Genomic DNA, 17841 nt, shown 5'->3' on the forward strand with positions numbered 1-17841 from the left:
CCCGGTTGCTTACGAAAGATCGGGTAGAGCACCTTTCGTCACCCTGCCCTCTGGAGGTACCCGTGCTGGGTCCCGTGATCCTCGCCGCGTCGCGCAGCGACAAGATGCGCCGTTTCGTGTCGGCCGCCCCCGGGACCAAGCAGGTCGTGGCACGCTTCATCGCCGGCGAGTCCGTCCATGACGTCGTCCCGATCGTGCAGGACCTGGCGGCCCGCGGCCTGGAGGTCACCCTCGACGTGGTCGGTGAGGACATCACCACCGTCGAGCAGTCCCACGCCGCCCGCGACGCCTACCTGGAGCTCATCGGGCGTCTCAAGGAGCTGGGCCTGGGCGCCCGCGCCGAGATGTCCGTGAAGCTGTCGATGTTCGGCCAGTCGCTGGAGATCGAGGGCAGCGAGCCCGCAGGGCTCTCGGTTGAGGGTGGTGGTGGGCGACGGGCGGGCGGCCACGAGCTGGCCCTCGCGAACGTGCGCCCCGTCGTGGCGGCCGCCGCCGAGATCGGCACCACGGTCACCCTGGACGCCGAGGACCACACCACCCTCGACTCGATGTTCGCCATCCACGAGGAGCTGCGGAAGGACTACCCGCAGACCGGCTGCGTCATCCAGGCGTACCTCTTCCGCACCGAGGAGGACGCCCGCCGCCTCGCCGCCAACGGCTCGCGCGTGCGGATCGTGAAGGGCGCCTACAAGGAGCCCGCCGAGGTCGCCATCCAGGACAAGCCGGAGATCGACAAGGCGTACGTCCGGATCATGAAGATCCTGATGGAGGGCGAGGGCTACCCGATGATCGGGTCCCACGACCCGCGCCTGATCGCCGTCGGCCAGGAGCTCGCCCGCCGCGCCGGGCGCAAGCTGGACGAGTACGAGTTCCAGATGCTGTACGGCATCCGCAGCGAGGAGCAGAACCGGCTCGCGGCCGAGGGCCACCGGATGCGCGTCTACACCGCCTACGGCACCGACTGGTACGGCTACTTCATGCGCCGCCTCGCGGAGAAGCCGGCCAACCTGCTCTTCTTCGTCCGCTCCATCCTCACCAAGGGCTGAGCCCCCCACCTCTCTAGAAGGAGTCCCGAGACCCATGGACGCTGTCACCCAGGTCCCCGCTCCGGTCAACGAGCCGGTGCACGGCTACGCCCCCGGTTCCCCCGAGCGCGCCCGTCTGGAGGTCAAGCTCAAGGAGCTGGCCGACAACCCGCGCGACCTGCCGATGACCATCGGCGGCGTCAAGCGCATGGGCGGCGGCGAGCGCGTCGACGTCGTGCAGCCGCACAACCACAAGGCCGTCATCGGCACCTTCGCCGGCGCCACCCAGCAGGACGCGCAGGACGCGATCGACGCCGCCCTCGCCGCCGCCCCGGCCTGGCGCGCGATGTCCTTCGACGACCGCGCGGCGATCATCCTGCGCGCCGCCGAGCTGCTCGCCGGCCCGTGGCGCGAGACGCTGGCCGCCTCCACCATGCTCGGCCAGTCGAAGACCGCCCAGCAGGCCGAGATCGACACCCCGTGCGAGCTCGTCGACTTCTGGCGCTTCAACGTGGCCTACGCCCGCCAGATCCTGGCCGAGCAGCCGCCGGCCAACTCCCCGGGCGTGTGGAACCGACTGGACCACCGCCCGCTGGAGGGCTTCGTCTACGCGATCACGCCGTTCAACTTCACGGCCATCGCGGGCAACCTGCCCACCGCCCCCGCCCTCATGGGCAACGTGGTGGTCTGGAAGCCGTCCCCGACCCAGACCCACTCCGCCGTGCTCCTCATGGAGCTCCTGGAGGAGGCCGGTCTGCCGAAGGGCGTCATCAACCTGGTGACCGGCGACGGCATCGCCGTCTCCGAGGTGGCCCTGAACCACCGCGACCTGGCCGGCATCCACTTCACCGGCTCGACCAAGACCTTCCAGCACCTGTGGAAGACGGTCGGCAACAACATCGAGACGTACCGCTCCTACCCGCGGATCGTCGGCGAGACCGGCGGCAAGGACTTCGTCGTCGCGCACCCGAGCGCCGACCGCGCCATCCTGAAGACCGCGCTGACCCGTGGCTCCTTCGAGTTCCAGGGCCAGAAGTGCTCCGCGTCCTCGCGCGCGTACATCCCGGCCTCCCTCTGGAACGACGGGTTCAAGGAGGAGTTCGCGGCCGAGGTCGACGGCATCAAGATGGGTGACGTCACCGACCTGTCGAACTTCATCGGCGCCGTCATCGACGAGCGTTCCTTCGCCAAGAACAAGGCCGCGATCGACCGCGCGAAGGCCGACGCCTCCTGCACGATCGTCGCCGGCGGCACGTACGACGACTCGGAGGGCTACTTCGTCCGCCCGACCGTCATCGAGTGCACCGACCCGGAGAACGAGGTCTTCACGACCGAGTACTTCGGTCCGATCCTCGCGGTGTACGTGTACGACGACAGCTCCGCCGCGAAGTACGACGAGATGCTGACCCAGATGGAGTCGGTCTCGGACTACGCGCTCACCGGCGCGGTCATCGCCAACGACCGCGCGGCCGCCGCGTACACGATGGAGAAGCTCCGCTTCGCCGCGGGCAACTTCTACATCAACGACAAGTCGACCGGCGCCGTCGTCGGCCAGCAGCCGTTCGGCGGCGGCCGCGCCTCCGGCACCAACGACAAGGCCGGCGCCCCGCAGAACCTGATGCGCTGGACGCTGACCCGCGCCATCAAGGAGACCCTGGTCCCGCCGACCGAGTACGGCTACCCCCACATGGGCTAACCCCCCCGCCGCGTGAGCGGCCCCTGATCACCGCCCCCCTCCTCTACCCCCAATTGAGGACGGGGGCGGTTCTCATTCCCTCATTCCCCCACGTGTCGCTTCAGGAAGTCGCCGATCAGTTCTGCGATCGCCGGCGCGTGGGTCTCCAGGGCGAAGTGGCCCGTGGGCAGGAGGTGGATCTCGGCGTCCGGGAGGTCGCGGCGGAAGGCCTCGGCGCCGGCCGGGACGAAGACCTCGTCGCCCTCGCCCCAGACGGCGAGCAGCGGGACCCGGGAGGTGCGGAAGTACTCCTGGAAGGCCGGGTAGAGGGCGAAGTTGGAGCCGTAGTCGGAGATCAGGCCCAGCTGGACGGCGTCCTGGCCCGGGCGGGACATGAGGGCGGCGTCGTGGTGCCAGGCGTCCGGGCTGAGGAGCTCCCGGTACGCGGCGGGGACGCCCGTCTCGTACTGCCAGCGGATCCCGTCGAGGGAGCGGATCGCGCGGACCGGGGCCTCGGTCTCGGGGGTGCGCTCGGCGATCAGGGCGAGGACGGGGGCCCAGGCGTCGGCGCCGAGGCCCTCCTCGTAGGCGTTGCCGTTCTGGCTGACGATCGCGGTGATCCGCTCGGGGTGGGCGAGGGCGAGGCGCAGGCCGATGGGGGAGCCGTAGTCCTGGATGTAGAGGGCGAAGCGGTCGAGGCCGAGGGCCTCGGTGAACTCGGAGGTCAGCGAGGCCAGTTCGGCGAAGGTGTACGGGAAGTCGGCGGCGTCCGGGGCCGCGCTGCGGCCGAAGCCCAGGTGGTCGGGGGCGATCAGGCGGTAGCGGTCGGCGAGCCGGGGGATCAGGTCGCGGAACATGTGCGAGCTGGTCGGGAAGCCGTGCAGCAGAAGCAGGACGGGGGCGTCGGCGGGGCCCGCCTCCCGGTAGAAGATCTCGTGGCCGCGGACGGTGACGGTGCGGTGGTGGACGGGGAGCACGGGCGACGCGGGCAGCACGGACATCTCTTCTAACCCCTCTTGTGCGCATGACTGGTTATGGGGAGAGTCAAGCCGGTGTGGGCTAACCTGTCAATGGTGGTTTGGGGGTTAGGGAGAGGGTCGGGCGGCGGCGGGGGTCAGGGGGTGTCCGCGGTGGCTCCCTTCTCGTTCTTCGCCGCCACCTCGCCCCGGGCCGTCTCCAGCTTCGCGGTGTACACCGCCGACAGTGCCCCGCCCAGGGCGATCAGCATCGCCAGTCCCGGCAGCCCCAGCGACACGTACGCGGCGCCCGTGGCCACGGTCCAGACGGCGAGCAGAGCTTTGGCGCGGCGGCTCAGGAAGAGGCGTCGGAGCGGTGTGGCGGGTACCGCGGCCAGGGCGCCGGCGGGGCCGTCCGTCGCCGCCTTGGGGCGTTTGAAGTAGCCGTACACCAGCCACTCGCCGCACAGCTCCCAGCCTTCGGGGTCCAGCTCGTCGAGCACCTTCGCGCGGCGCCGGCCGCTGAGCACCTCGCGCCGGTACTCCCAGGCGAGCGGCGCCCCGGGCGCCCGGCGGCAGACGAAGCGGCCCAGGGAGTCCAGGTGCTCGACCTCCCAGCCCTGGTCGCCGTGGACGGTCAGCATCCGCCGGTCGTTGAAGAGGTCCGCCGTCCAGGTCCACCGCTCCGCCGCGTCGTGCGGCTCCCCGGGCGTCGGCGCGAGCCCGCCGAGCGAGGCCGCGAAGCGGGCGGCGGGGCCGAACTCCTCCTCCGGCGCGGTGCCCGACTCGGCGAGGTGGCCGCGCAGCTCGTCGACCGTGCGGGCGATCTGCTCCTCGGGCACCTCGGCGGCGCGCAGCGCGCCGGACAGTTCGGCGAAGTAGCGGTCGGTGCGGGTGTCGGTGGGCCGGGTGCTCATGGTGTGGTTCCCCCTGGGTGCAACTGGGTGCCTACGGCCCGGTGGAACTGCGTCCAGGCCTCGCTCTCGGCCGCGAGATGGGTCCGCCCGGCGTCCGTGAGCCGGTAGTAGCGGCGTCCGGGGCCCCGTTCGGCGGCCCGGAACTCGGCCTCGACGAGGCCGGCCTCCTCCAGGCGGTTCAGTACGGGATAGAGCGTCCCGCCCTTGATCTCGCCGAGCCCCGCCCCGGCGAGTGCCTTGGCGATCTCGTACCCGTAACTCTCACCGTCGGTCAGGCAGGAGAGGACGAGCAGGTCGAGGACTCCCTTGAGCCAGCTGGATCTGCGGTCTGCGGCCATGGCGGCATTCCATCACTACCTAGGTAGGAATGCAATCTAGATAGTGGGGCGAGTGCCGTCTCAGATAGTAGGAAGTCCGAGTAATTGTGGAGACAGTTCGGCCGAGCTGTCCTAGCTTTGTAGAAGCCGAACGTCCCGCTCCATCGAGCGCAGGGCGGTCGAGAGCGTCCCGCCCCGAGCAGGCAACCCCTGCGGCGGCGCTCCCCGCCCCTTCCGGCGCCTTCGATCACCACCGATCTCGCATCACCGTGGATCTCGGATCAACGCTGATCTCAAGGAGTCGATCTCTCATGGCCGCTCAGACCACCCGCCGCGTCCGCCACTCCGCCGCCCGCCCCAGTGACGACGCCCGCAAGAACGCCGCAGCCGCCCTCCAGCGCGCCCTCGACCGCCGGGACAACGGCGGCGAGACCGGTCACTGACCGGGCCGCGCCCCCTCGGGTGAGTGCCCGCCGCCCGGCCGCCCGCTCCCTCAGGGGCCGGCCGGCCCGCCCGCGGGCTTCCTCGCCTCGATCAGGGTGCGTGCCGAGTGCGCCACGAACGGCCCCCGGTCGCGGATGAGCGCGTCCAGCGCGCGCAGCCGCGGCAGCATGGCCTCCACCGTGAAGCCGGGCACGATCCAGATCACCTTGCGCAGGAACCAGACCACGGCCCCGACGTCGTGGAACTCCATCCGGAGACGCTCCGCGCGCACGTCGACGACATCGAGGCCGGCCGCCCGGGCCGCCGCGCCCTCGTCGTCGGGGTGCCGCAGCCGGGCCGCCTCCGGCTGCGGGCCCAGGAAGAACTCGACCAGCTCCCACACGCTGGCCGGTCCCACGTGCTGGGCCAGATACGTGCCCCCGGGTCGCAGCACCCTGGCGATCTCGTCCCACCACACGGTCGCCGGATGGCGGCTCGTCACCAGGTCGAAGGCCGCGTCGCCGAACGGCAGCGGCGGCTCGTCCGGGTCCGCGACCACCACCACCCCGCGCGGGTGCAGCAGCCCGGTCGCCCGCGCGATGTTGGGCGGCCACGACTCGGTGGCCACGGCCGTCCGGGGGAGCGCCGGCACACCGGCCAGCACCTCGCCGCCCCCGGTCTGGATGTCGAGCGAGGCCGCGGCCGTCGCCAGCCGGGCGCCGATCAGCCGCTGATAGCCCCAGGACGGGCGCTGCTCGGTGGCCCGTCCGTCCAGCCAGGAGAAGTCCCAGCCGTCCACGGGCGCCCCGGACGCCTCCGCCACGAGTTCCTCGAAGGTGCGGGTCATCCCTCCATCATCGGCCCCGGCCGACGCTGCCGGGGGACCCCGCCGACCGGCGGCGCGCCTTCCCCGTGACCAGGAGGATCGTCCGCATCCTGGACATGATGTGTCAGACGATGGGACGAAGAGTAGGGTGCCGACATGTCTCACAGCATCGATCTCGCAGTCATCCCCGGCGACGGCATCGGCCAGGAGGTCGTGGCCGAGGGCCTCAAGGTCCTCGCGGCCGTCCTTCCCCAGGATGTGAAGCTGGAGACCAAGGAGTACGACTTCGGCGCCAAGCGCTACCACGCCACCGGTGAGACCCTCACCGACGCCGACCTCGACGCCCTCAAGGGCCACGACGCGATCCTGCTCGGCGCGATCGGCGACCCGTCGGTCCCGTCCGGCGTCCTGGAGCGGGGCTTCCTGCTGAAGCTGCGCTTCGCCTTCGACCACCACGTCAACCTGCGTCCCTCGAAGCTGCTCCCCGGTGTGGCGACCCCGCTCGCCGGCCAGCCCGAGATCGACTTCGTCGTCGTCCGCGAGGGCACCGAGGGCCCGTACACGGGCAACGGCGGCACCATCCGCAAGGGCACCCCGCACGAGGTCGCCACCGAGGTCTCCGTCAACACCGCCTACGGTGTCGAGCGCGTGGTCCGGGACGCCTTCGCCCGCGCCCAGGCCCGCCCCCGCAAGAAGCTCACGCTGGTCCACAAGAACAACGTGCTGACCTTCGCGGGCCACCTGTGGACGAACATCTTCAACAAGGTGGCGGCCGAGTTCCCCGAGGTCACCACCGACTACCTGCACGTCGACGCCGCGACGATCTTCCTCGTCACCGACCCGGCCCGCTTCGACGTCATCGTCACCGACAACCTCTTCGGCGACATCATCACCGACCTCGCCGCCGCCGTCTCCGGCGGGATCGGCGTCGCCGCCTCCGGGAACATCAACCCGGGCGGCGAGTTCCCGTCCATGTTCGAGCCGGTCCACGGCTCCGCCCCGGACATCGCGGGCCAGGGCAAGGCCGACCCCACGGCCACCGTCCTCTCCGTCGCGCTGCTGCTGCGTCACCTCGGCCGCGAGGCCGAGGCCGTCCGTATCGAGGAGGCGGTCACCGCCGACCTCACCGAGCGCGGCGACACGCCCCGTACGACGGCCGAGATCGGCGACGCGCTCGCGGTACGCGTAGCGAGCTGACCCGCCGCTGAACGCTCCACCCCAGCCGCCGGGTCGCACTCCGCACCCGGCGGCTGTACCTATGCGGTCGCAGGGTGCCACCATCGAACCCTGGACCGCGTCACCCACCGTTTTCGTGCAGCGGCCCCCACGAGCGATAATCGAACGTGGGGCCGCGGCATGCGGGAAAGCTCGGACGTCCTAGCAGTACTGCGTAGCGGCGTGAGCGCGGTCCGACACACACAACCGGTGAAGGACAAGCACTCATGACGACGCCCACCATCGAGCTCAAGCCCTCCTCCAGCCCGCTGTCCGACGCGGAGCGCGAGGCGATCCTGGCCAACCCGGGATTCGGCCGCCACTTCACCGACCACATGGTCACCATCCGCTGGACGGAGGGCCGTGGCTGGCACGACGGGCAGCTGGTGCCCTACGGCCCGCTCTCCCTGGACCCGGCCACCAACGTCCTGCACTACGCGCAGGAGATCTTCGAGGGCCTGAAGGCCTACCGCCGCCCCGACGGCTCGGTCGCCACCTTCCGCCCCGACGCCAACGCCCGCCGCTTCCAGTCCTCCGCGCACCGCCTCGCCATGCCCGAGCTGCCGGTCGAGACCTTCGTCGAGGCCTGTGACGTGCTGGTCCAGCAGGACAAGGCGTGGGTTCCGGAGCACGGTGGCGAGGCCTCGCTCTACCTGCGTCCGTTCATGATCGCGACCGAGGTCGGCCTGGGCGTCCGCCCCGCCAACGAGTACCTCTTCGTCGTCATCGCCTCGCCGGCCGGCCCGTACTTCCCCGGTGGCGTCAAGCCCGTCTCCATCTGGCTCTCCGAGAACCGCGTCCGCGCCGTCCCCGGCGGTGTGGGCGACGCCAAGACCGGCGGCAACTACGCGGCCTCCCTGCTCGCGCAGGCCGAGGCGGCGGCCAAGGGCTGCGACCAGGTCGCCTACCTCGACGCCGTCGAGCACAAGTGGGTCGAGGAACTGGGCGGCATGAACCTGTACTTCGTGTACGGGAACAAGATCGTCACCCCGACCCTCACCGGTTCGCTCCTCGCCGGCATCACCCGCGACTCGCTCCTCAAGCTGGCCGCCGACCTCGGCTACGAGGCCGAGGAGGGCCGCGTCTCCATCGACCAGTGGCACGAGGACAGCCGCAACGGCAGCCTCACCGAGGTCTTCGCCTGCGGCACCGCCGCCGTCATCACCCCGGTCGGCACCGTCAAGGCCGACCGCGGCGAGTGGCAGCAGTCCGGCGGGCAGCCGGGCGAGGTCACGATGAAGCTGCGCGACGCGCTGCTCGCGATCCAGACGGGCAAGTCCGAGGACGTCCACGGCTGGATGCACGAGCTGGGCAAGTAACCGGCGGGGACGCCGGTCAGGACTCCGAGTCCACCAGGACGCCCGGGACGGTCTCCGTCCCGGGCGTCTCCCGTGCCGGGGACGGCGTCAGCACGGCGTACAGCGCGCCCCCGACGATCCCCGAGAAGACGAAGCTGCAGTCGATCCCGCCGGTCAGGGCGAGCAGCGGCCCCTCGTACAGCGGCGTCGACACCGCGGCCAGGCCGACCGCCGCGCCGACCGCCCAGGAGACGGTGGCGCGCGGGTGCCAGCCGGCCGCGTACCAGTAGACGCCGCCGCGCGAGCGCCGGTTGTACACCTGGAGCGCCTCCGCGTCGTACCGGCCCCCGCAGCGCACGTGCCCGATCAGGGTGATCACCGCCCAGGGCGTGCCGATCGCGGTGAGCAGCAGCACGAACGAGGTCATCGCGGTCTGCGCGTCCGAGGCGAAGTGGCCCAGGAAGACGAAGGCGGTGGCCACCGCCGCCACGACCAGCGTGGCCCGGGCGCGGGTGGCCTTCGGCAGGATCGCGTCGAGGTCCAGGCCCATCGAGTAGAGCATCAGACCGGCGTTGCCGACCGAGCCGGCGGTCGCCGCGATCAGCAGCGGGACCAGGTACCAGACGGGCGAGGCCGCGACCAGCGGCCCGGCGTACTCCACGCCGCCGCGGGCCGCCAGCGCCGTGTACGTGCCGAAGAGCTGAGGGATCAGCAGGCCGACGACGAGGCCCAGACAGGTGGCGCGCCAGATCTTCTTCGGGCTGTGCTTCGCGGGCGAGATGTAGCGGGTGTAGTCGCCGAGCAGGGTGATGAAGGCGACCGGCCCGCTGAGCCCGGCCGCGACCGCGGCGAGCAGCCAGGTCGGCCAGAACGAGCCCAGCAGATACGGGGTGTCCGGCACCGCGGCGGTGGTGAAGTCCCCGGCGTACGCGACGAGTCCGAGCCCGAGCAGCAGGGTCATGCCGATGGCGAGGGCCTGGCTCAGCTTCAGCAGCAGCCGGTAGCCGAAGACCGCGCCGACCACGGTGAGCGCGGCGAGCAGGGCGTACACGAGGGTGTGCGCCCATCCGCCGGTCGGCAGGCCGACCAGGCGCTCCAGGGTGCCCACCATCACGTCGCCGCCGATCCACAGGGTCAGCGCCGTGTAGCCGAGCGAGAGCAGCAGGCCGACCACCGAGCCGACGAGCCGGCCGCGGACGCCGAAGAAGGCGCCGGAGGAGGTGGACAGGTTGGTGGCGGTGCGCAGCGAGATCAGCGCGAGCGGGGCGGTGACGGCCACGCCGACGAGCGTGCCGGTGACGACCGAGGTGACCGAGGCCCACAGGCCGAGCCCGAAGGAGACCGGCAGCCAGCCGAAGACGATCACGCCGAGGCAGAGGTTGGAGCCGAGCAGGATCGAGACGAGGTCGCGCGGGCCGCTGGTGCGTTCCGCTTCGGGGATGGTGTCGACTCCGCGCTGTTCTATCGCCATGGGGTCTCCCGGGGATTTAGAGTGACGCTCAATGTGACCCACGTGAACTGCGGACGTCAATGCTTGGAACCTTCGGTCTCAGCATTTAGAGTGTTGCTCAAACAGGAGGTGTTTGGCACGTGCGACTGACCCCCACGGAACGCGACCGGCTGCTGCTCTTCGGCGCCGCCGAGCTCGCCCGCGCCCGCCGGGCGCGGGGCCTGCGGCTCAATGTCCCGGAGGCGACCGCGCTCATCGCGGACACCGTCTGCGAGGCGGCCCGCGACGGCAAGCGACTCGCCGAGGCGATCGAGGCGGCCCGCTCCGTCCTCGGCCCCGACGACGTCCTGCCGGGCGTCGCGGACGTCGTCACGGAGGTCCACGTGGAGGCCGTCTTCGACGACGGCTCACGGCTCGCGGTGGTCTCCGCGCCCTTCGGCGGCGGCTCCCTCGGCGAACGGGCGCCGGGCGCGCTGCTGCCGGGACCCGAGCACGCCGACCGCGCGCCCGACCTGCTGCTCCGGGTCCGCAACACGGCGGCGGTGCCGGTCAGCGTGACCTCGCACTTCCACTTCTTCGAGGCGAATCCGCGTCTCCACTTCGACCGTGCGGCGGCGTACGGGATGCGGCTGGCGATCCCGGCGGGCGCGTCGTTCCGTTTCGATCCGGGCGGCGAGGCGGAGGTGGGGCTGGTCCCGATCGGCGGTGCGCGGGTCGCGATCGGTTTCGCGGGGCTGGTCGACGGTCCGCTGGACGCCCCCGGGGCGAAGGAGGAGGCCCTGCGCAGGGCGGTGGCCTGCGGCTACCTGGGCGCCGGGTCCGGCAAGGAGGAGAGCTGATGGATCCCTACGAGTACGCCTCCGTGCACGGCCCCCGCGCCGGCGACCGGGTCGTCCTGGGCGACTCCGGCCTCGTCGTCCGGGTCGAGTCCGACTCCCAGAAGCCCGGCGACGAGTTCCTGGCCGGCTTCGGCAAGACCGCCCGCGACGGACTGCACCTGAAGGCCGCCGCGGTCCGCGAGACCTGCGACGTCGTCATCAGCAACGTCCTCGTGATCGACGCCGTCCTGGGCATCCGCAAGGTGTCCATCGGCATCCGCGAGGGGCGCATCCACGCGATCGGGCGGGCCGGCAACCCCGACACCCTCGACGGCGTCGACGTCGTCGTCGGCACGGGGACCTCGATCGTCTCCGGCGAGGGCCTGATCGCCACCGCCGGCGCCGTCGACACCCACGTCCACCTGCTGTCGCCGCGGATCATGGAGGCCTCGCTCGCCAGCGGCGTCACCACGATCATCGGCCAGGAGTTCGGCCCCGTCTGGGGCGTGGGCGTCAACTCGCCCTGGGCCCTGCGGCACGCGTTCAGCGCCTTCGACGCGTGGCCGGTCAACATCGGTTTCCTGGCCCGGGGTTCGTCCTCGGACCCGGCTCCGCTGGTCGAGGCGCTGGCCGAGGGCGGCGCGTCGGGCTTCAAGGTGCACGAGGACATGGGCGCCCACACCCGGGCCCTGGACACCGCGCTGCGGGTCGCCGAGGAGCACGACGTGCAAGTGGCGCTCCACAGCGACGGGTTGAACGAGTGCCTGTCGGTCGAGGACACCCTGAGCGTCCTGGAGGGGCGTACGATCCACGCCTTCCACATCGAGGGCTGCGGCGGCGGACACGTACCCAACGTCCTGAAGATGGCGGGCGTCCCGAACGTCATCGGCTCCTCCACCAACCCCACGCTCCCCTTCGGCCGCGACGCCGTCGCCGAGCACTACGGCATGATCGTCTCCGTCCACGACCTGAAGACCGACCTGCCGGGCGACGCCGCCATGGCACGGGACCGGATCAGGGCCGGGACGATGGGCGCGGAGGACGTCCTGCACGACCTCGGCGCCATCGGCATCACCTCTTCCGACGCCCAGGGCATGGGCCGCGCCGGCGAGACCGTCCGGCGCACCTTCGCCATGGCCGGCAAGATGAAGGCCGAGCTCGGCCCCCTCGAAGGCGACGGCGCGCACGACGACAACGCGCGCGTACTCCGCTACATGGCCAAGCTGACCATCAACCCGGCGATCGCCCACGGCCTCGCCCACGAGATCGGCTCCATCGAGGTCGGCAAGATGGCCGACCTCGTGCTCTGGCGGCCCGAGTACTTCGGCGCCAAGCCGCAGATGGTGCTCAAGTCCGGCTTCCCCGCGTGGGGCGTCACCGGCGACCCGAACGCCGCCACCGACACCTGCCAGCCGCTCGTCCTCGGCCCGCTGTTCGGCGCCCACGGGGCGACCCCGGCCGACCTCTCGGTCGCGTTCGTCGCCCAGGCCGCCGTCGACCTCGGCTCCGACCGGATGCCGACCCGGCGCCGCCGCGTCGCCGTGCGCGGCACCCGCGGCATCGGCCCGGCGGACCTGCTGCTCAACTCCCGGATCGGCGACGTCCAGGTCGACGGCCACAGCGGCCTCGTCTCGCTGGACGGCTCGCCGATCCGCTCCGAGGCGGCCGAGTCCGTCTCGCTCAACCGCCTCTACTTCCTCTGACCCGCTAGGACCGCAGCCCATGACGTACCGCATGCCCGCCGAGTGGACCCGCCACGAGCGCACCTGGATGGCCTGGCCCAGCACCAACCCGACCTTCACCGACGCCGAGGAGCTCGCCGAGGCCCGTACCGCCTGGGCCTCGGTGGCCCGCGCCGTGCGCCGCTTCGAGCCGGTCACCGTGGTGGTCGGCCCCGGCGACGCCGACTCCGCCCGCGCCCTTCTCGGCGCCGACATCGACCTCGTCGAGCGCGAGCTGGACGACGCCTGGATGCGCGACATCGGCCCGACCTTCGTCACCGACGGCACCCGACTGGCCGCGGTCGACTGGGTGTTCAACGGCTGGGGCGGCCAGGACTGGGCCCGCTGGGAGCACGACTCCAAGATCGCCCGCCATGTCGCCGACGTGGCCGGCGTCCCCGTCCTGTCCTCCCCGCTCGTCAACGAGGGCGGCGCGATCCACGTCGACGGCGAGGGCACGGTCCTCCTCACCGACACCGTCCAGCTCGGCCCGGGCCGCAACCCCGAGTGGACCCGCCTCCAGGTCGAGGAGGAGATCCACGCGAAGCTGGGCACCACCAAGGCGATCTGGCTCCCGCACGGCCTGGCCGGCGACTACGGCCTGTACGGAACCCAGGGCCACGTCGACATCGTCGCCGCCTTCGCCCGCCCCGGCACCGTCCTGGTCCACAGCCAGCAGGACCCGGCCCACCCCGACCACGCGCGCTCCCGCCTCTACGTCGACCTCCTCCGCGGCCAGACCGACGCCCAGGGCCGCCCCCTGGAGGTCATCGAGGTCCCGGCCCCCACCGTCCTGAAGGACGAGGAGGGCGACTGGGTCGACTACTCGTACATCAACCACTACCTGTGCAACGACGGCGTGGTCCTCTGCGCCTTCGACGACCCGCACGACGAGCTCGCGGCCGAGATCTTCCGCCGCCTCTTCCCGGAGCGCGAGGTCGTCCTGGTGGACGCCCGGACGATCTTCGCGGGCGGCGGCGGCATCCACTGCATCACCCAGCAGCAGCCGGCGGTCTGACCGGCCACAGGGCGGAAAACACGTTGTAGGGGGTCCGACGAGCCCCCTAAGGTGATCGTCAAGGCGGGGTCGTAGCACAGAGGTAGTGCGCCGCGACATCATCTCGGAGGACGCCGGTTCGAATCCGGCCGCCCCGCCCCCTCCTCTCCCCGGCCGCCCCGCTTCCGCGCACGGACCCGGCGGCCGGATCATGTAGAACGTACGAGTGAGTCAGAGCAACGACCCGACCCCCCACCCCCGCCGCCGCAACCAGGCCGCCCCGCCCCGCGAGGACGTGCTGGCCGCCGCGATGGACACCATCGCCGAGCGCGGGCTCGACGGGCTGACCATGGCCGGGCTCGGCCGCCAGGTCGGGATGAGCAGCGGGCACCTCCTCTACTACTTCCGCACCAAGGACGAGCTGCTGCTGCGGACCCTGGAGTGGAGCGAGGGGCGGCTCGGCGCCGAGCGGAGCGCGCTGCTGTCCGGCCCGGGGAGCGCGCGGGAGCGGCTCGACGGCTATGTGGACGTGTACGTGCCCGTGGGGCCGCGCGACCCGCACTGGACGCTGTGGCTGGAGGTCTGGAACCGCTCGCAGAACGCCGACGACGACGCGCGGGCCCGGCAGGCCGCCATCGAGGGCGCCTGGCACCGGGACCTGGTGGCGATCCTCGCCGAGGGCGTCTCGCGCGGGGAGTTCCGGGCCGTCGACCCGGACCGGTTCGCGCACCGGATGCGGGCGCTCCTGGACGGCTTCAGTGTTCACGTCGCGGTCGGCATCCCCGGCACCGGACGAGAGCAAGTACTGGGCCACGTAAGGGAGTTCGTCGAGCAAACCCTGATCGCGCGATCTTAAGGAACGTAAGTACTCCCGATCGTTGCGCGGTGCGGCCTTGTTGGCGGCACGCTTCCTCCGGCACGGTTCCTGCCCATGGGACGAGAGCACTGGAAGAAGATCTGGGTCGGTTCGGCGGGCAACATGGTCGAGTGGTTCGACTGGTTCGTGTACGCCAGCTTCGCGACCTATTTCGCGGGGGCGTTCTTCCCCGAGGGCAACGACACCGCCAAGCTGATGAACACCGCCGGCATCTTCGCCGTCGGCTTCTTCATGCGCCCGGTCGGCGGCTGGCTCCTCGGCCGGGTCGCCGACCGCAAGGGCCGCAAGACCGCGCTGACCCTCACCGTGACACTGATGTCCGCCTCGGCCGTCCTCATCGCCGTCGCCCCCACCTACGCCGTCGCCGGATACGGCGGCGCCGCCGTCCTCCTCGTCGCCCGCCTCCTCCAGGGCCTGTCCGTCGGCGGCGAGTACGCCGCCAGCGCCACCTATCTCACCGAGGCCTCCGCCCCGGAACACCGCGGCTTCGCCTCCAGCTTCCAGTACGTGTCGATGACGGCCGGCCAGATCGTCGGCCTGGGGCTGCAGATCGTCCTCCAGCGCACCATGTCCGCCGAGGCCCTGCACAGCTGGGGCTGGCGCATCCCCTTCATCGTCGGCGCCCTCGGCGCGGGCGTCGTCTTCTACCTGCGCCGCACCATGCTGGAGACCGAGGTGTACGAGGAGACCGCCGAGGACGGGATCGCGCGGGGAGAGAAGGGCACGATCAAGGCGCTGTGGGCGCACAAGCGCGAGGCCTTCCTCGTCATCGCGCTCACCATGGGCGGCACCGTCGCGTACTACACGTACACCACCTATCTGACGAAGTACCTGTCCAACTCCGCCGGGCTGCCCAAGCAGACCGCCACCCTCGTCTCCTTCTGCGCGCTGATCGTCTTCGCCTGCCTCCAGCCGCTCGCCGGCCGCCTCTCCGACCGGATCGGGCGCCGCCCGCTGCTCATCACCTTCGCGGTCGGCTCCACCCTCCTGACCGTCCCGATCATGACGATGCTCCGGCACGCGGGCTCCTTCTGGCCGGCCCTCGGCCTCTCCCTGCTCGCGCTCGTCGTGGTCACCGGCTACACCTCCATCAACGCCTGCGTGAAGGCCGAACTCTTCCCGACCGGCATCCGCGCCCTCGGCGTCGCCCTGCCGTACGCGATCGCCAACGCCCTCTTCGGCGGCACGGCCGAGTACGTGGCGCTCTGGTTCAAGGACGCCGGGATCGAGTCCGGCTTCTTCTGGTACGTGGCGGGCTGCGCGGCCGTCTCGCTGGTCGTCTACCTCACGATGCGCGAGACCCGGGACATCGACCTGGGCCGGGTGGGCGGCGGCGCGCTGCCGGGGCAGCGGGCCGACGGGCCGGAGAAGGCCTCCGCCCCGGCGTCCTGAACCCGTTCGCGGACCGGCCGCCCGCATGCTGAGACCACAGCCCTTTCGGCCACCGGGCTGTGGCAGACTGCGGGCGTGCTCGCTACCACCATGATTATCGGCAGCAGCGCGCCGGTCCGCAGTGGCCGCTGACGCGTGGAACAACCCCCACGCAGGCGGACACCGTGCCCCAGACCCGCGCGCAGACCTCTCGCACCCGCGAGGGGTTTTTTCGTTTTCCGGCCCCACCACCGCCGAAAACGGACCGCGCGTGAGAATGGGGGCAAGTGGATCCAGACTTCCGGAGCCACATCCGACAGGAGCCATCACAGCCATGACCACGGAGAACGACGAGAGCCCGCGCCTCGACGACAGCTTCCATGTCTTCGACACGACGCTGCGCGACGGCGCCCAGCGCGAAGGAATCAACCTCACCGTCGCGGACAAGCTGACGATCGCGCGCCACCTCGACGACTTCGGCGTCGGTTTCATCGAGGGCGGCTGGCCCGGCGCCAACCCGCGTGACACCGAGTTCTTCGCCCGCGCCCGGCAGGAGATCGCGTTCAAGAACGCGCAGCTCGTCGCCTTCGGCGCCACCCGCAGGGCCGGCGGCAGCGCCGCCGCGGACCCGCAGGTCAAGGCGCTGCTCGACTCCGGCGCCCCGGTGATCACCCTCGTCGCCAAGTCGCACGACCGGCACGTCGAGCTCGCCCTGCGCACCACCCTCGAAGAGAACCTGGAGATGGTCCGCGACACCGTCTCCCACCTGCGCGCCCAGGGCCGCCGGGTCTTCGTCGACTGCGAGCACTTCTTCGACGGCTACAAGGCCAACCCCGGCTACGCCAAGGACGTCGTCCGCACCGCGTACGAGGCCGGCGCCGACGTCGTCATCCTCTGCGACACCAACGGCGGCATGCTGCCCGCCCAGGTCCAGGCCGTCGTCGCCACCGTCCTCGCCGACACCGGCGCCCGGCTCGGCATCCACGCCCAGGACGACACCGGCTGCGCCGTCGCCAACACCCTCGCCGCCGTCGACGCGGGCGCCACCCACGTCCAGTGCACCGCCAACGGCTACGGCGAGCGGGTCGGCAACGCCAACCTCTTCCCCGTCGTCGCGGCCCTGGAGCTGAAGTACGGCAAGCGGGTGCTGCCCGAGGGCTCCCTCCCGGAGATGACCCGGATCTCGCACGCCATCGCCGAGGTCGTCAACCTCACCCCCTCCACCCACCAGCCGTACGTGGGCGTCTCCGCCTTCGCGCACAAGGCGGGCCTGCACGCCTCCGCCATCAAGGTCGACCCGGACCTCTACCAGCACATCGACCCCGAGCTGGTCGGCAACACCATGCGGATGCTCGTCTCCGACATGGCCGGCCGCGCCTCCATCGAGCTCAAGGGCAAGGAGCTCGGCGTCGACCTGGGCGGCGACCGCGCACTGGTCGCCCGGGTCGTCGAGCGGGTCAAGGAACGCGAGCTCAAGGGCTACACGTACGAGGCCGCCGACGCCTCCTTCGAGCTGCTGCTCCGCGAGGAGGTCGAGGGGCGGCCGCGCCGCTACTTCCGCACCGAGTCCTGGCGGGCCATCGTCGAGGACCGCCCGGACGGCACCCACGCCAACGAGGCCACCGTGAAGCTGTGGGCCAAGGGCGAGCGGATCGTCGCCACCGCCGAGGGCAACGGCCCCGTCAACGCCCTCGACCGGGCCATCCGCGTGGCCCTGGAGCGGATCTACCCGCCGCTGGCCAAGTTCGGCCTCGTCGACTACAAGGTGCGCATCCTGGAGGGCCGCCACGGCACCGAGTCCACCACCCGCGTCCTGGTCACCACCAGCGACGGCAACACCGAGTGGGCGACCGTCGGCGTCGGCGGCAACGTCATCGCCGCCTCCTGGTACGCCCTGGAGGACGCCTTCACCTACGGGCTGCTCCGGGCGGGCATCGACCCGGCCGAATAGCCCC

The 17841-nt window shown here is 71.5% G+C and carries 16 protein-coding genes; 11 read left to right on the forward strand and 5 right to left on the reverse strand.

Going from position 1 to position 17841, the window contains the following annotated elements; genetic code table 11:
- Positions 1-62 precede the first annotated feature (62 nt).
- Together ACZ3ZE_RS29815 and pruA are read left to right on the forward strand one after the other, a co-directional pair.
- A complete protein-coding gene (locus ACZ3ZE_RS29815; RefSeq protein ID WP_361175167.1) occupies positions 63-1046 on the forward strand; it encodes a proline dehydrogenase family protein in 984 nt (327 codons plus the stop codon).
- A 34-nt stretch (positions 1047-1080) separates the two neighbouring features.
- Positions 1081-2721: an L-glutamate gamma-semialdehyde dehydrogenase gene (gene pruA, locus ACZ3ZE_RS29820; RefSeq protein WP_361175164.1), complete on the forward strand. Its 1641-nt coding sequence runs from the start codon at positions 1081-1083 to the stop codon at positions 2719-2721.
- An 80-nt stretch (positions 2722-2801) separates the two neighbouring features.
- Here the strand turns inward: pruA and ACZ3ZE_RS29825 are convergent, their stop codons facing one another.
- From ACZ3ZE_RS29825 to ACZ3ZE_RS29835, 3 genes are all read right to left on the reverse strand, one after another.
- Positions 2802-3701, reverse strand: coding sequence for an alpha/beta fold hydrolase (locus tag ACZ3ZE_RS29825; RefSeq protein ID WP_467261446.1), 900 nt, complete (start codon positions 3699-3701; stop codon positions 2802-2804).
- A 113-nt stretch (positions 3702-3814) separates the two neighbouring features.
- Entirely contained in the window at positions 3815-4573 is a 759-nt protein-coding gene (locus ACZ3ZE_RS29830) for a hypothetical protein (RefSeq protein WP_361175158.1), read from the reverse strand.
- Positions 4570-4911 (reverse strand): PadR family transcriptional regulator, encoded by a 342-nt coding sequence (locus tag ACZ3ZE_RS29835; protein WP_361175155.1) that lies wholly within the window; start codon positions 4909-4911, stop codon positions 4570-4572. Before ACZ3ZE_RS29835 ends, ACZ3ZE_RS29830 begins: the two co-directional genes overlap by 4 nt.
- A 290-nt stretch (positions 4912-5201) precedes the next feature.
- Between ACZ3ZE_RS29835 and ACZ3ZE_RS29840 the strand changes: the two genes are divergently transcribed.
- Entirely contained in the window at positions 5202-5333 is a 132-nt protein-coding gene (locus ACZ3ZE_RS29840; protein WP_361175153.1) for a hypothetical protein, read from the forward strand.
- A 50-nt stretch (positions 5334-5383) separates the two neighbouring features.
- On the opposite strand, the gene ACZ3ZE_RS29845 is transcribed toward ACZ3ZE_RS29840, so the two are convergent.
- Complete coding sequence (locus ACZ3ZE_RS29845) at positions 5384-6160, reverse strand: class I SAM-dependent methyltransferase (protein WP_363293437.1); 777 nt, start codon at positions 6158-6160, stop codon at positions 5384-5386.
- Between the two features lie 135 nt (positions 6161-6295).
- On the opposite strand from ACZ3ZE_RS29845, the gene ACZ3ZE_RS29850 reads away from it, so the two are divergent.
- Complete coding sequence (locus ACZ3ZE_RS29850; RefSeq protein WP_363293436.1) at positions 6296-7336, forward strand: 3-isopropylmalate dehydrogenase; 1041 nt, start codon at positions 6296-6298, stop codon at positions 7334-7336.
- 245 nt (positions 7337-7581) lie between these two features.
- Positions 7582-8673, forward strand: coding sequence for a branched-chain amino acid aminotransferase (locus ACZ3ZE_RS29855; RefSeq protein ID WP_361175144.1), 1092 nt, complete (start codon positions 7582-7584; stop codon positions 8671-8673).
- 16 nt (positions 8674-8689) lie between these two features.
- Here ACZ3ZE_RS29855 and ACZ3ZE_RS29860 read toward each other — a convergent pair whose 3' ends face one another.
- Positions 8690-10123 (reverse strand): cytosine permease, encoded by a 1434-nt coding sequence (locus tag ACZ3ZE_RS29860; protein WP_467261448.1) that lies wholly within the window; start codon positions 10121-10123, stop codon positions 8690-8692.
- A 119-nt stretch (positions 10124-10242) separates the two neighbouring features.
- Between ACZ3ZE_RS29860 and ureA the strand changes: the two genes are divergently transcribed.
- The 6 genes from ureA (at position 10243) to cimA (ending at position 17837) form a co-directional block, all read left to right on the forward strand.
- The gene (gene ureA / locus ACZ3ZE_RS29865) at positions 10243-10941 is read left to right on the forward strand and encodes an urease subunit gamma (protein ID WP_361175139.1); all 699 of its coding nucleotides are present in this window, start codon (positions 10243-10245) and stop codon (positions 10939-10941) included.
- Positions 10941-12623, forward strand: coding sequence for an urease subunit alpha (locus tag ACZ3ZE_RS29870; RefSeq protein ID WP_361175136.1), 1683 nt, complete (start codon positions 10941-10943; stop codon positions 12621-12623). The genes ureA and ACZ3ZE_RS29870 overlap by 1 nt, the downstream gene beginning before the upstream one ends.
- Before the next feature lie 19 nt (positions 12624-12642).
- Positions 12643-13659, forward strand: a complete 1017-nt coding sequence (locus ACZ3ZE_RS29875; RefSeq protein WP_467261449.1) for an agmatine deiminase family protein — start codon at positions 12643-12645, stop codon at positions 13657-13659.
- Between the two features lie 289 nt (positions 13660-13948).
- Complete coding sequence (locus ACZ3ZE_RS29880; RefSeq protein WP_361175620.1) at positions 13949-14494, forward strand: TetR/AcrR family transcriptional regulator; 546 nt, start codon at positions 13949-13951, stop codon at positions 14492-14494.
- A gap of 75 nt (positions 14495-14569) precedes the next feature.
- Positions 14570-15907 carry an MFS transporter gene (locus ACZ3ZE_RS29885; protein ID WP_361175131.1) on the forward strand — a complete coding sequence of 446 codons (1338 nt, stop codon included), beginning with the start codon at positions 14570-14572 and terminating at the stop codon, positions 15905-15907.
- Positions 15908-16220: 313 nt separating this feature from the next.
- Positions 16221-17837, forward strand: coding sequence for a citramalate synthase (gene cimA, locus ACZ3ZE_RS29890; RefSeq protein WP_361175128.1), 1617 nt, complete (start codon positions 16221-16223; stop codon positions 17835-17837).
- Positions 17838-17841 lie beyond the last annotated feature (4 nt).

The organism is Streptomyces sp. NPDC023157, assembly GCF_055560575.1.

Bases quoted from the DNA above. Each gene is read 5' to 3' on its own strand.
- pruA (WP_361175164.1), top strand. From the start codon at position 1,081: ATGGACGCTGTCACCCAGGTCCCCGCTCCGGTCAACGAGCCGGTGCAC.
- ACZ3ZE_RS29825 (WP_467261446.1), bottom strand. From the start codon at position 3,701: ATGTCCGTGCTGCCCGCGTCGCCCGTGCTCCCCGTCCACCACCGCACC.
- ACZ3ZE_RS29830 (WP_361175158.1), bottom strand. From the start codon at position 4,573: ATGAGCACCCGGCCCACCGACACCCGCACCGACCGCTACTTCGCCGAA.
- ACZ3ZE_RS29835 (WP_361175155.1), bottom strand. From the start codon at position 4,911: ATGGCCGCAGACCGCAGATCCAGCTGGCTCAAGGGAGTCCTCGACCTG.
- ACZ3ZE_RS29840 (WP_361175153.1), top strand. From the start codon at position 5,202: ATGGCCGCTCAGACCACCCGCCGCGTCCGCCACTCCGCCGCCCGCCCC.
- ACZ3ZE_RS29845 (WP_363293437.1), bottom strand. From the start codon at position 6,160: ATGACCCGCACCTTCGAGGAACTCGTGGCGGAGGCGTCCGGGGCGCCC.
- ACZ3ZE_RS29850 (WP_363293436.1), top strand. From the start codon at position 6,296: ATGTCTCACAGCATCGATCTCGCAGTCATCCCCGGCGACGGCATCGGC.
- ACZ3ZE_RS29855 (WP_361175144.1), top strand. From the start codon at position 7,582: ATGACGACGCCCACCATCGAGCTCAAGCCCTCCTCCAGCCCGCTGTCC.
- ACZ3ZE_RS29860 (WP_467261448.1), bottom strand. From the start codon at position 10,123: ATGGCGATAGAACAGCGCGGAGTCGACACCATCCCCGAAGCGGAACGC.
- ACZ3ZE_RS29870 (WP_361175136.1), top strand. From the start codon at position 10,941: ATGGATCCCTACGAGTACGCCTCCGTGCACGGCCCCCGCGCCGGCGAC.
- ACZ3ZE_RS29875 (WP_467261449.1), top strand. From the start codon at position 12,643: ATGACGTACCGCATGCCCGCCGAGTGGACCCGCCACGAGCGCACCTGG.
- ACZ3ZE_RS29880 (WP_361175620.1), top strand. From the start codon at position 13,949: ATGGACACCATCGCCGAGCGCGGGCTCGACGGGCTGACCATGGCCGGG.
- ACZ3ZE_RS29885 (WP_361175131.1), top strand. From the start codon at position 14,570: ATGGGACGAGAGCACTGGAAGAAGATCTGGGTCGGTTCGGCGGGCAAC.
- cimA (WP_361175128.1), top strand. From the start codon at position 16,221: ATGACCACGGAGAACGACGAGAGCCCGCGCCTCGACGACAGCTTCCAT.